We start from the raw sequence: 12,835 nt of genomic DNA, 5'->3' as shown, positions 1-12,835 counted from the left end.
CTTTTAATCATTAATGAATTTTCTAAAGTTCTTACCATTGCTCCAATGTGTCGCAGTGGTATTCTTTTTTCTCTTTTCTAGTTGGTTGCTGCGTGCTGTTTCCTTTATTCTTTTCTTGCAGCATTTGTCCAATCAATTCATTTCTTTCCTTTGTAATCGCCGTTTGTTTTTCTGCGTCTTTTTCGATGTCAAAATAAATTACACCTTCAATAATCGTTTTTTCAGCTTTAGCATAAATAGATAATGGATTTTCGCTCCATAAAACAACATCTGCATCTTTGCCTACTTTTAAACTTCCTACTTTGTCATCAATATGTAACAATTTGGCTGGATTCAGCGTAACAAATTTCCAAGCATCTTCTTCAGACACATTTCCATATTTTACCGCTTTTGCAGCTTCTTGATTTAAACGTCTAGACATTTCTGCATCGTCAGAGTTGTATGCAACAACCAATCCTTCATTATGCATAATTGGTCCGTTAAACGGAATAGCGTCGTTAACTTCAAATTTGTAAGCCCACCAATCTGAGAAAGTTGAAGCACCAACACCATGTTGTTTCATTTTGTCGGCAACTTTATATCCTTCTAAAATGTGAGTGAATGTATTGACTCTGAAATTGAATTTTTCAGCGACATTCATCAGCATTAAAATTTCAGATTCTATGTAAGAGTGACAAGTAATGAAACGTTCTTTATTTAAGATTTCTGCCAAAGTCTGTAATTCTAAATCTACTCTTGGCGATTTTCCTTTTTTGTTTCCTGAATTGAATTTTTTCCAATTTTCATCATATTCTTTTGCTAATTGGAAATAATCTGTAAAAACTTGTTCAACACCCATTCTAGTTTGCGGAAAACGAGTCGGATTGTCAATTCCCCAATTGGCTTGTTTTACGTTTTCGCCCAAAGCAAATTTGATAAATTTAGGCTGATTTTTATATAACATTTCTTCTGGCGAAGAACCCCATTTCCATTTTACAATAGCAGAACGTCCTCCAATCGGATTAGCAGATCCATGCAGTAATTGAGAGATCGTAACACCACCGGCTAAATCTCTATAAATATTAATGTCTTCAGAATTTACAACATCTTGAATCGTAACTTCGGCAGTTGAGTTATGACCGCTTTCATTAACACCTTTAGAAATTGCAATATGTGAATGTTCGTCGATAATACCGCTTGTAATATGTTTTCCTTTTGCATCAATAACAGTTGCGCCTGCATCAGAAAGATTTTTGCCGACAGCAGCGATTTTTCCATTTTTTATTAAAACATCGCTTTCTGTTAAAATACCTTCCTTTTCGTTTGTCCAAACCGTAGCATTTTTAAATAATAATGTCTGAGCAGTTTGTTTTTTAGTATCTCCAAACGCCACGTTTGGATACGTTACTGGCATTATCGGATTTGGTTTTTCAACTTTAGCAGTATCTTTTACAGCAACAAACGGACTCGTTTTTACGGCATTCCAAACCAATTCTTCTCCGTTTGATAAAGTCGCTTTTCCAGATAAATTCTGCTGGTTTTCGATAAATCCAGTTAAACGCGTAAAATTAGATTTGATCGTGTCAGCTGGTTTAATAACTAATGTAATCCAGTTTTTAGCAATTGAGAAGGTGCTTTTTATTTTTTTAGAATCTGCGGTTGTAATCTCAGATTTTTGAGCTTCAGCAGTTCCGTCAATTTTCCATTTATAAGTGTCTTTTCCAACTGTTAAGTCGTAATTGCCACGAATATCTTTAGCGTTAAGATCATTCACAATAAATTTTGAACCTTGAACCCAGTTTTCGTATAAAACCGTTTTTTCGTCAAAGATTTCTCCAGAAGTAATAATAAAGTTAGCGAAGCTTCCTGTTTTTAAACTTCCTACTTCGTTGCTTTTTCCTAAAAGTGCTGCAGGAACTGTAGTTAAAGCTTCTAAAGCTTTTGTTTTATCAAAACCATATTTAATAGCTTTTAATAAATTAGGCTTAAAATCTTGTATTTTTTTTAATTTATCAGTCGTAAGAGCAAATACAACTCCGTTATCTGAAAGCACTTTTAAATTAGTTGGCGCCTGATTCCAAAAACGCATATCTGTTAATTCAATTTGATTAGAAAGATATGGGTTTGAAACATCGTAAGCTTCAGGAAAATTTATCGGAATAATGAATTTTGCATTCGTATTTTTAATTTCTTCAATTCTTTCAAATTCGTTTCCGCTTCCTTTTAAGATATAGTTCAGTCCAAATTCTTTTGCAATTTTTGAAGCTCTTAAACTGTTTAATTTGTCTTCTGTGGCAAATACCTGAATCAATTTTTCGTTGGCGGCAAGCGCCTCCAATGATAAATCTTTGGTTTCAGAATTTCCTTTTTTGTACCAATCCAAATCTAAATACATTTGACGCAATAAAGCCATCATACCCATTAAAGAACTTGGATACGCTTGACTTGTCAGCGCACTTTTTGTAAACGCAAAATGATTGGTAATTTTATTAGCAATAATTTGTTTGCTTTTGTCTTCATTGTTTAAAGCGACCAAAACACCGCTTCCTTGAGCAACTCCGTCAACAACGTGAGTTCCTACAACTCCAAAACCTGCTTTTAATAATTCATCTGCTTTTGGCTGATCGTATTTAAAAGCTTCATAACCATTTATTTCTGGTCTAATACTCTCGTTCCAGTAGTAACCAGATTTTTTAGTATCGTAAATTTGATTTCGGTTTCTTCCTGGAGGAAGATTGCTTTTCGGAGTTTCAATTCCGAAATTGGTGTAGATGTCTATAAATGATGGGTAAATAGTTTTTCCTGTAAGATCAATAGAAATACTGTTTTTAGGAATAGTAATGTTAGTTCCGACAGAAATTACTTTTCCGTCCTGAATAAGTAATGTTCCTTTTTCGATTTTTTGGGTTGGAGTAACATAAATTGTGGCATTGGTAAAAACAGTGTAATTTTTACTTTTATTATGTACACTTTCGTTAACAGGGAAATAGTCTTGAGCATGCATTTTTGTTAAAAAAAGGCTCAAAAAGAGTAGTAGTAGGGCTTTTTTCATATGGTATTTACAATTTTGTTGCTAAAAATATGAAATATATGTTACAACAGTTTTATTTTTTTTGAAAATAGTTTTTAGCTTATTTTTAGATATTTATTAATAAGCTGAATTTGAATAAATGGAAAAAGTGAACAATATAAAATGGGGAATTATTGGTCTTGGAAATATTGCAACTCAGTTTGCAACAGATTTATCGCTTATAAAAGATGCTGAACTTACAGCAGTAGCCTCTAGAGATATTATTAAAGGAAAAGAATTTGCCCAAAAATTTAATGCTCAAAAAGTTTACGATTCTTATGATTTGATTTTCGAAGATCCAGAAGTTGAGATAATCTACATTGCAACGCCTCATAATTCTCATATAGAACTTTCTATAAAAGCATTAGAAAACGGTAAACATGTTTTATGCGAAAAACCAATGGCTCTATCTCATAAAGATGCACAGCGAATGATTGAAGCTTCTAAAAAGCACAATAATTTTTTTATGGAAGCTTTTTGGACACGATTTATTCCGTCGGTTCAAGATGTTTTGCAGAAAATAAACAATAACGCAATTGGTAAAATAAATTATATAAAAGCCGATTTTGCCTTTCACGGAAGTGAAACCGAAAACAAAAGATTGTTTGATAAACAATTAGGCGGAGGCGCTCTATTTGATATTGGCGTTTATCCTTTATTTCTTTCTTATATTTTATTAGGAAATCCGAAAGAAATTATCGCGAAAGCCATAAAACATAAAAATGATATTGATTTACAAACTTCTATGATTTTGCAATATGAGTCGGCACAATCGGTTTTGCATGCTTCAATAGTTTCAGAATCTGATATGAAAGCGGTTATTTCGGGAACAAAAGGTAGAATTGAATTAAACTCGCCTTGGTATGTTGCCGATGGCTATTCTTTATTTATAAATGAAGAAAAAGAAGCAACTTTTACTTTACCAACTTTAGGAAAAGGATATTCTCATGAAATTATAGAATGTCAGAATTGCATCAGAAATAATCAAATTGAAAGTGAGTTTTGGTCACATCAAAATTGTTTGGATTTGAGTTTGATTGTAGAAGATATTAAAACTCAAATCGGATTAAGTTTTTAATTAACAAAAATCATATTGACTTAAATTTTAAAAAAGTTATCTTTATTTTAAAATTATTTAGAATGACTTATATCGAATTTTTTGGTGAAATATTAAAATATGCTGGAATTCCAGCATTAATTGCAATTGGTCTAAAATGGTCATTTTGATGTTAAATTGGAAAACCTAAAATCTGATTTAAATCATTTAAAATCTAAAGAGAATTTTAAGTTTACAAAGCTTCACGAAAAAAGATTTAAAGTGTTACAAAAAACATATCAATATGTCAATGAAAATATAGATTTATTAGCTGTAATGGTGTCAAATTACAAAGTAGTTCCTGATGGTGTCTCAAAAAATAAGTATGAAGAAAAACTAAGTTTTAATTTTAATAATTCTTATGATAATTTTAGGAACTATTATAGTATAAATTTGATATTCTTTAGTGAAGAAATCGAACTGCTTTTAAAGAGATATTTTGAGGTATCTAAATTGATTAATGCGCAATATTATGTGGGACAAGAATTAAATACACAATATTCAAGTGAATTTTTGGTTGACGTTGATAGCTTTAGTATTAATGGAACCCAAATAATTGCAGAGCAACTAATACCAATTAAAAAAGAAATTGAAAAAAAGTTTCGAGAGCTTTTAGGCGAGTAGTAGTAAAAAAATATGAATTACTTAAATTACGTTTATCAAATAATCGGTTTTGTTGGTGTACCAGCATTATTTACATTGTATTTAACTCAAAGAGTTAAAGGCAACATTAAAAGCACATACGACCGCAAGCTCGAAGAAATAAAAAAAGAAAATACAAGAGAAATTGAAGAAATTAAAAAGGAACATTCGAAAGAACTTTCTCAATTCCAAACGGAACTTAATCATTTAAAGTCCAAAGAAAATTTTAAGTTCACAAAATTGCACGAAAAGCGATTTGAAGGATTAGCAGAAATTTACAGTTATCTGTCGCAATTAATGGAACTTTTGCATATGTACAGTGTGTCCATAAAGAATCAACAAAGTAATAATACAGACAATATTGAAATCGCTAATACTCAAAATAGTTTTATAAATACCTATGCTGAGTCATCAAAATATATATCTCGCAATATGTTATTCTTTGATGACAAAACTGAAATAATGCTTGTAAATTATATGATACATTGTCGAGACTTTTTTAATATATATGACCAATACAAGTATATGCAAGAAATTAATAAGGAAGATAACTTAGGCTTTACATTTAATTTTGACTCAGAATATCAAAAATTGGAAAAATTGATATTTCCTCTTAAGAAAGAAATTGAGAAAGAGTTTCGTAAATTTTTGGAAGAATAAATGATAAATACCTGTATTAACTAATATTATTTGTAATAAAATATTTACAATTAATTATTTTTCATTAGTTTTAAAAAAGATTTAATGAATATAATTTATGTTAGTAAAAGTTTACGGAAGTGCTGTTTTTGGAGTAGAAGCGACAACAATCACAGTTGAGGTTCATATGGATAAAGGTATTGGTTATCATTTAGTTGGATTGCCAGATAATGCAATAAAAGAAAGCAGTTACCGAATTGCAGCAGCATTAAAAAACAATGGATTTAGTCTTCCAGGAAAGAAAATCACAATCAATATGGCGCCTGCCGATCTCAGAAAAGAAGGTTCTTCGTATGATTTGACTTTAGCTATGGGAATTCTTGTTGGTTCAGATCAGATAAAAGCTCCGGAAATTGAGCGTTATATTATAATGGGAGAACTTTCTCTTGACGGAAGTCTACAGCCCATTCGTGGAGCTTTGCCAATTGCAATAAAAGCTAAAGAAGAAGGTTATAAAGGTTTTTTTCTTCCCATTCAAAACGTAAAAGAAGCTGCGATTGTTTCAGGTTTAGATGTTTACGGAGTTGAAAATCTAAAAGAAATTATTGATTTTTTCTCAGGAAAAGGAACTTTACAACCAACCGTAATTGATACAAGAGCAGAATTCTACAAAACGCTAGATTTCCCCGAATTTGATTTTTCAGATGTGCGCGGTCAAGAAAGCATCAAACGCTGTATGGAAATTGCGGCAGCTGGTGGTCACAATATAATTTTGATCGGTCCTCCTGGAGCAGGAAAAACCATGTTGGCAAAACGAGTTCCAAGTATTTTGCCGCCTATGACTTTGAGAGAAGCTTTAGAAACAACTAAAATTCACAGTGTTGCAGGAAAACTAAAAGAAGTTGGTTTAATGAATCAGCGTCCATTTAGAAGTCCGCATCATACTATTTCTAATGTTGCATTGGTTGGAGGCGGAAGTTATCCGCAGCCTGGAGAAATCTCAATGGCGCACAATGGTGTTTTATTTTTGGATGAATTGCCAGAGTTTAAAAGAGATGTTTTAGAAGTAATGCGTCAGCCTTTGGAGGATCGAGAAGTAACTATTTCACGAGCGAAATTTACGATTACTTATCCATCTTCATTTATGCTTGTGGCTAGTATGAATCCGAGTCCGAGTGGATTTTTTAATGATCCAGGTATGCCAAACACAACCTCTCCTCACGAAATGCAACGTTATATGGGTAAAATTTCAGGTCCGTTATTAGATCGAATAGATATTCATATTGAAGTTACGCCCGTTCCATTCGAAAAATTAGCCGATGACAGAAAAGCAGAAAGTAGTGTAGAAATTCGGAAACGTGTTACAGCAGCAAGAGAAATTCAAACCAAAAGATTTGAAACGGTTGAAAATGTTCATTACAACGCTCAAATGAGCAGTAAACTGATTCGTGAATTTTGTGCTTTAGACGAAGCTTCAAAAGAATTGCTGAAAACCGCGATGGAGCGTTTAAATCTTTCTGCAAGAGCTTATGACAGAATTTTGAAGGTTTCCAGAACTATCGCTGATTTAGACAATTCAGAAAATATTATTTCGCAACATATTTCTGAAGCAATTCAATATAGAAGTTTGGATAGAGAAGGATGGTTGGGGTAAAAAAAATGTGAAATGTAAAATCAGTACATTGATTTACATTTCACATTTAGTCATTTTATAAAGCTATTTTATTCTTTAGACAGAGGATAAAAGAATTTAAAGGAATTAGCAACTGCGGGATGCAATATCGTTCCGTGATTTTCTTCAGGGAAATAATCAAAGTATACTTTAATGCTTTTGCTTTTTGAGAATTTTATTTTTTCTGCCAATAAATTTGCATCAACTTCCATTACACGCGGAATTGCAGTTGGAGTTAAACCTTCTTTACCCACAGCGATATAAATTTCGGTTTTTTGGCTGAAATTTTCTTTCAATATTTCAGAATCTGAATTTAGCAAAGAGCCATTATCCCACCATAAACTCGGACTAACAATAACGTATTTATTAAAAAGAGAAGGTTTTTTAAATAAAATTTCGGTTTCTAATAATCCGCCAAGAGATTGACCAATAATCATTTTTGATTCGTTAGTTTTATATTTTTTATCAATAAAAGGCTGTAGTTCTTTTTCGATAAAAGCTATAAATTGATCAGAATGACCAGTGCTTGGAAAACGAGTTTTATCGTTTTCTACCGTTGTCGGAAATGTAAAATCTCTACGTCTGTCAACAGTTGCAATACCAACTACAATCGATTTTGGAACCTGATTGATCCATTCAAAACTATTAAATTGAACTAATCCAGAAATATGAATAAAATCTTCGTCGGCAGAACCATCTAACAAATAAATAACTGGGTATTTTTCATCTTCGTTTGGATTGTAGCCTTCAGGAAGATAAATATTTAAGATTCTTTTTTCTCCTAATTCTTTTGATTGAATTTCATCAATAACACCTAAAACAAATGGTTTAGAAGTTTCAGCAGTTTTAGTTTTGTTTTTTTGGCTGAATATTGAAGTAAAAAATAAAAGAGAAAAAGCCAGAGCGTAAAAATTGTTCATTAGAAAATGATGTAAAATGTTTTTATAAAATTAATTTTAATTAAGAGATTTCACGATTTTATTTTAAGATATAGATATTGTAAATCATCTTTTGAAGCTGAATATTTAAAATATTTTTCTTTGTAAAGAATAGAATTAAAATAAATTTCCTGCGTCTCTTTTTTGTCTCTTAGACTTGAAACGGCCATAAACTGAGCAAGAAGTACGTTGTATAAATTGCTAAAATTTACTTCACTGTAAGATTCTTTTTTTTCATAACCAATCCAGTTAAAATCTTTAAAATCAAGATCCGTGTAATAGTAATATTTTTTGCCATTAAAAAGGGGAATTTTTTCAGAAAAAGATAAAATTTTATCGTAGTTTTTCAGCATTAAAAGCACTTTAAAGCGTGGTCCAACAAAAGAATTAATGATATTAAAATAAAATATGCATTTCTCGGTTTCGTTTTTAAAACCCAATGCCTCGATATCAATATTTTTCATGCTTAAGTCAGCAGTATTAAATAAAGATGCAATTCCCCCATGAATCCTGTAATAATAATTATCTAACAGCCAGCTTTCATCTATTTTCTGTGATAATATTTCTTTTGCAATTTCAATATTTGATATAGGTTTTCGTTTTTCATTTACTTGATTATAATGAATTTCACGAATGATATACCACATTGTCAATTCGTCATTGCTTGGTCTTGACAAATATTTGTTAGATAATATTGTTTCTTCGCCTTTTCCAACTTCAATCAATGTTTGGCAAATTTGATTTAGTTTCGGAGTTTTTAATGAATCTATTGACTTTGCAAATTGTTCCCCTGTCGCATTTGTGTTTTTAGAATAAAGTTCGCTAATCGCGATAAGATTTTTTAAATCTTTATCATTGAGCTTTATCTGTGCAGACGAAACTAAAAACAAAAATGTAAAAAGTATTGAAATTATTTTTTTCATTGTTTGAAATTTTGCATTTCTTTCACTTCTTGTTCCGGTTTGTAGTAACTATTTCTGTTTGTAGTAACAATTAGAACGCCTGCTTCTCCATAATTTCCATAAATATTAATGCCTTTTTGTTTTTCTAAAGCAATTATTTTTTTGATTTCCATTTTAGAAAGAACCAATTTCTCATTTTCTAGATCCTGATAACGATGCGGAATTCCGTCTACCACAACTATTGGTTGCTCTGTAATTTTTCCGGCTTTAGCTAGTTTTGCTATAGAATCTGAAAGATATAGTTTGTCTTTGCCTTCATCTGAAAGTTCATATCTATTTTGAGAAAAAACCGTAATCGAAAGGAATAAGAAAAGCAAGGTAAAGAATTTCATCATTTGTTTACGTTTAATGGTTATGAAAATATATTTTTTGTATGTCGAAAATACAAAAAAATCCTGCAAATTTTGCAGGATTTAGATTTTCCAATTATTTAATTTTTTATTTAGATTCTTCAGCAAAAACAGCATCCAAACCTTCCATTGCAATTGTGAAACCTTCTTTGAAGCCCATTTGAATAATCATTTCCAAATCCGAAAGCTTTTCATGTCTAATTGCAATATCGACGAAAGTTGAATTCCCATTTTCTGAAAAAGTAACATCCCAGCTTGAACGCGGAAAATCATTATTTATATTTCCTTCATTGTCTGAAAAAGCATCAGAATATTTGAAATTCGTTTTCGGACTAATCGAAGTAAAATCGGCAATTGCCCAGTGTTCTTCGCCTTCAGGGCCAACCATTGCGTACAATCTGCGTCCACCTTCTTTAAATTCCATGCTTTTTGTTCTTGATTTCCATGGAGCAGGTGCCCACCATTTGTCTAGAATTTCGGCTTCTGTCCAAGCAGACCAAACGTTTGCCAGTGAAGCGTTGAATTCGCGTTTTACATTTACGGTACTATTTTCTTTATCTACAGTAAAATTCATTAAAAGATTTGATTTCATTTTCTTTAGATTTTAATTCGTTACTAATTAATTTGATTCAAATGCTATTGTTTTCGAGTCTCGAAGATTTTGTCCAAACTTTCCATTGCAGATGTAAATCCTTGTTTGAAACCCATTTCAATTATTTTTTGCAATTCTTCAAAACTGTCACGTTTGATATGAATATCAACAAGGGTTAACTCGCCTTGTTCAGAAAAAGTAATATCCCAATAGGAGCTTCCAAATTCAGAATTCGGATTTCCGTCAGCATCACAAAAAGTAGCAGAATGTTTAAAATTTGTTTTCGGAGAAATCGAAGTATAATCAAAATAACTCCAACGTTCTGTGCCGTCAGGACCAACCATTGCGTACAGTCTTTTTCCGCCTTCTTTAAATTCCATACTTTTGGTTTTAGATTGAAATGGAGCTGGAGCCCACCACATATCCAGAATTTCAGGCTCAGTCCATGCAGACCAAACATCCGATAAAGGTGCGGCAAATTCACGTTTTACATTTACGGCTTTATTTTCCTTGTCTACAGAAAAATTCATTAGCAAATCAGTTTTCATTTTCTTTAGATTTTAAGTTTAGTAATACTTGATCTAATTGACTAAAACGCTGTTCCCAAATTGCTTTAAATTGCTCCAGCCATTGATCAATTTCTTTCATTTTATCAATTTTGAGCTGATAATAAATTTCTCTGCCCAATTTTTTTTCTTCCAATAAATCACATTCATTTAATATCTTAATGTGTTTAGAAACGGCTTGTCTAGTAGTTTGAAATTGTTCTGCAATCGCATTTGGTGTCAATGCGGTAGAAGAAATCAAAACTAAAATCGCTCTTCGCGTCGGATCGGCAATTGCCTGAAAAATATCTCGTTTCATCTTTTTTATTAATTACGCAAGTAATCAGTTGCAAATATACGCAACTTTTTGGTTGCGCAATACAAAAGGAAGTTTTTTTTTAGTTAGAAAGATCGTAAACAAAAAAAGGCGCATTAAAATTGCGCCTTTTTCTAGAATTATATGTTACATAATTATCGTCTAATTTTATTTCTCACGATAATATCTTTTAGTTTAGCTTTTAAGTCTTCGCCAGTGTCATAAACCATCTGTTCGTTGTTCGGAAAAGGAACAGCACGTTTAGAAAAATAGCTTTGATAATTATCATCGCAAGCATTTCGATCGCCTTTATATTTTGAATAAACATTTTCAAAAATATATTCGCTGCTCAGCGGAAAAGTCTGAACCAATTGATTCGATTTTAAATCCACATAATCAACTTTTGCCGTTACCAAACAAGATTTAAATTGTCGAAATTCATAAATCGTAGCTCGGATAATTTTATAGTTATCAACTTTAATTTCTTTTCCTAAACTATCTTTTACAGGTCTTCCGCGACTATCCAAAAGTGTTTTTACGCCATCTTTTAACTGTCTTTCCTTGACAAATTCTTTTTCTTTAATCTGCTCTGGCGAAATTGCGATTTCTCTAAAATTAAGAATCAAACTATAATCGTATGAAACATTTTTTTGTTTTGTACTGTGGTAAACCGTCCATTTGTCGTTTAAACCATAAGTTTTAAAATCTAACAAATCATTTTGCAACATTTTCGGAATCACCATATCTGTTTCGTTTTTAGCATAAACATCAACAAAATCAGTTCCTTTAAAAAGCGCGTCATCCATCAATTTCTTGGTGTTTTTGTAACCAGGATTAATACTTTCTAAATACGCAAAATCATCATAAGCTTTTCTAAAATCCATTTTATTATTAGATTTTAAAAGTGCTGAAGCATTTTCATATAAATATTTCGAAAGCGCATTTTTACTATTTACAATTTCAGTCGAATAATTATCAAATGAGAAGTTGGCATTTCTACCTTGCTTCAATAACTTCAAAGGCAAAATCGGACCAATTTTTTCCTGACGGTTATTTAGCTGTAAATAAGTATTGTAAATTCGTTCGGCGTTAGCAGGATTGCCTTCCTTGTTTAACATTTCCAGATTACGCAAATCTCTATCTTTCGCTTTTGCAAAAGCCTCTTCGAGCAAATACACATAATCTTGTTTTCCTTTAGAATCTTTATTAGTTCTCAAAGCTTCGACAGCGCGATCAATTGCACCGTCATAATTTCCATCACTTATCAGCGCTTGAGTTGTCTTTACGCCACATGAAGATAGAACCAAAAAAAGTATAGAAATTAGTAAAGTAGTTTTTTGCATAGTAATTCTTTTGAAGGTGTAAATATATTTCTTTTAATATTCAACAACTATGCCTTTTTTAAGATTTTTTTGAGGAGCAGATTTATAGGTTTTCATAAGAACTATTAGTCCCGCTTTCGCCTTTATCTCTCCTCCCGATAGCCATCGGGATTCGAGGATATCGGCTCTATCGGGGCTAGATTAGAACGTTTGGTTTTTTTAGAAATAAAGAAAAAACTAATCGGTTAATAATTTTTTTATCAATACGATTTGTCCTAAATGGTAATAACTATGTTCAATCATTGCTTCAATGTTTCTTCTGTACGAACCATATTTTACATCTACAAAATTTTCGTTGAGTTTTTCATCAGTTATTTGTTCAATTAGAGATGCAAATTCTTCAGCATCATTCCAGAATTTAATTAAAAAATTTTCCCATTCTTGCTGAGAATTTATTGAAGGAAAATCAAAACTGAATTTATCTTTTATATCCAGTGTTCCACCTTTGAATACATTGTTTATTCCATCAATATAATAATGAATATGTTGTGCCAGAAGTGCAATCGTATTTAGATTTTGAATAGGAGCAACGGCTATTTTCCAATCCAGATTTTGTAGCTGATCTTTGTAATTGGTATTAGCAATCCATGTTCCGTTTAAGATTACTTCTCTAAAACGACTGGCAATTTCTATTGTATTTTTCATATTACAT

13 protein-coding genes are annotated in these 12,835 nt (G+C 31.6%); 4 read left to right on the top strand and 9 right to left on the bottom strand.

Translation table 11 applies throughout. The features are described from left to right. Positions 1-31 precede the first annotated feature (31 nt). Positions 32-3,031, bottom strand: a complete 3,000-nt coding sequence (locus P0R33_RS05880; RefSeq protein WP_276174634.1) for an amidohydrolase family protein — start codon at positions 3,029-3,031, stop codon at positions 32-34. A gap of 118 nt (positions 3,032-3,149) precedes the next feature. On the opposite strand from P0R33_RS05880, the gene P0R33_RS05875 reads away from it, so the two are divergent. From P0R33_RS05875 to P0R33_RS05860, 4 genes are all read left to right on the top strand, one after another. Next, positions 3,150-4,127 carry a Gfo/Idh/MocA family oxidoreductase gene (locus tag P0R33_RS05875; RefSeq protein WP_276174632.1) on the top strand — a complete coding sequence of 326 codons (978 nt, stop codon included), beginning with the start codon at positions 3,150-3,152 and terminating at the stop codon, positions 4,125-4,127. A 156-nt stretch (positions 4,128-4,283) separates the two neighbouring features. Then, complete coding sequence (locus tag P0R33_RS05870) at positions 4,284-4,769, top strand: hypothetical protein (RefSeq protein WP_276174631.1); 486 nt, start codon at positions 4,284-4,286, stop codon at positions 4,767-4,769. 12 nt (positions 4,770-4,781) lie between these two features. Then, positions 4,782-5,447, top strand: coding sequence for a hypothetical protein (locus tag P0R33_RS05865; protein WP_276174630.1), 666 nt, complete (start codon positions 4,782-4,784; stop codon positions 5,445-5,447). A 97-nt stretch (positions 5,448-5,544) separates the two neighbouring features. Then, positions 5,545-7,080 (top strand): YifB family Mg chelatase-like AAA ATPase, encoded by a 1,536-nt coding sequence (locus P0R33_RS05860; protein WP_276174629.1) that lies wholly within the window; start codon positions 5,545-5,547, stop codon positions 7,078-7,080. A 68-nt stretch (positions 7,081-7,148) separates the two neighbouring features. Here P0R33_RS05860 and P0R33_RS05855 read toward each other — a convergent pair whose 3' ends face one another. From P0R33_RS05855 to P0R33_RS05820, 8 genes are all read right to left on the bottom strand, one after another. Beyond that, entirely contained in the window at positions 7,149-8,018 is an 870-nt protein-coding gene (locus P0R33_RS05855; RefSeq protein ID WP_276174628.1) for an alpha/beta hydrolase-fold protein, read from the bottom strand. 50 nt (positions 8,019-8,068) lie between these two features. Continuing rightward, positions 8,069-8,959 (bottom strand): hypothetical protein, encoded by an 891-nt coding sequence (locus tag P0R33_RS05850; RefSeq protein WP_276174626.1) that lies wholly within the window; start codon positions 8,957-8,959, stop codon positions 8,069-8,071. Beyond that, entirely contained in the window at positions 8,956-9,330 is a 375-nt protein-coding gene (locus tag P0R33_RS05845) for a hypothetical protein (RefSeq protein ID WP_276174625.1), read from the bottom strand. The genes P0R33_RS05850 and P0R33_RS05845 overlap by 4 nt, the downstream gene beginning before the upstream one ends. A 106-nt stretch (positions 9,331-9,436) precedes the next feature. Beyond that, positions 9,437-9,940, bottom strand: coding sequence for an SRPBCC domain-containing protein (locus P0R33_RS05840; RefSeq protein ID WP_276174624.1), 504 nt, complete (start codon positions 9,938-9,940; stop codon positions 9,437-9,439). Between the two features lie 44 nt (positions 9,941-9,984). After that, positions 9,985-10,488 carry an SRPBCC domain-containing protein gene (locus P0R33_RS05835; RefSeq protein ID WP_276174623.1) on the bottom strand — a complete coding sequence of 168 codons (504 nt, stop codon included), beginning with the start codon at positions 10,486-10,488 and terminating at the stop codon, positions 9,985-9,987. Next, positions 10,478-10,804: a metalloregulator ArsR/SmtB family transcription factor gene (locus tag P0R33_RS05830; protein WP_276174622.1), complete on the bottom strand. Its 327-nt coding sequence runs from the start codon at positions 10,802-10,804 to the stop codon at positions 10,478-10,480. Before P0R33_RS05830 ends, P0R33_RS05835 begins: the two co-directional genes overlap by 11 nt. Positions 10,805-10,956: 152 nt before the next feature. Then, positions 10,957-12,144, bottom strand: coding sequence for a hypothetical protein (locus tag P0R33_RS05825; protein WP_276174621.1), 1,188 nt, complete (start codon positions 12,142-12,144; stop codon positions 10,957-10,959). Positions 12,145-12,360: 216 nt separating this feature from the next. Then, positions 12,361-12,828, bottom strand: coding sequence for a DUF1572 domain-containing protein (locus tag P0R33_RS05820; RefSeq protein ID WP_276174620.1), 468 nt, complete (start codon positions 12,826-12,828; stop codon positions 12,361-12,363). Positions 12,829-12,835 lie beyond the last annotated feature (7 nt).

It is taken from the genome of Flavobacterium sp. YJ01, from assembly GCF_029320955.1.
Classification (GTDB): Bacteria; Bacteroidota; Bacteroidia; order Flavobacteriales; family Flavobacteriaceae; genus Flavobacterium.
The sequence above is the reverse complement of the archived record's forward strand: the minus strand, read 5'-3'. Positions and strand labels throughout refer to the sequence as shown.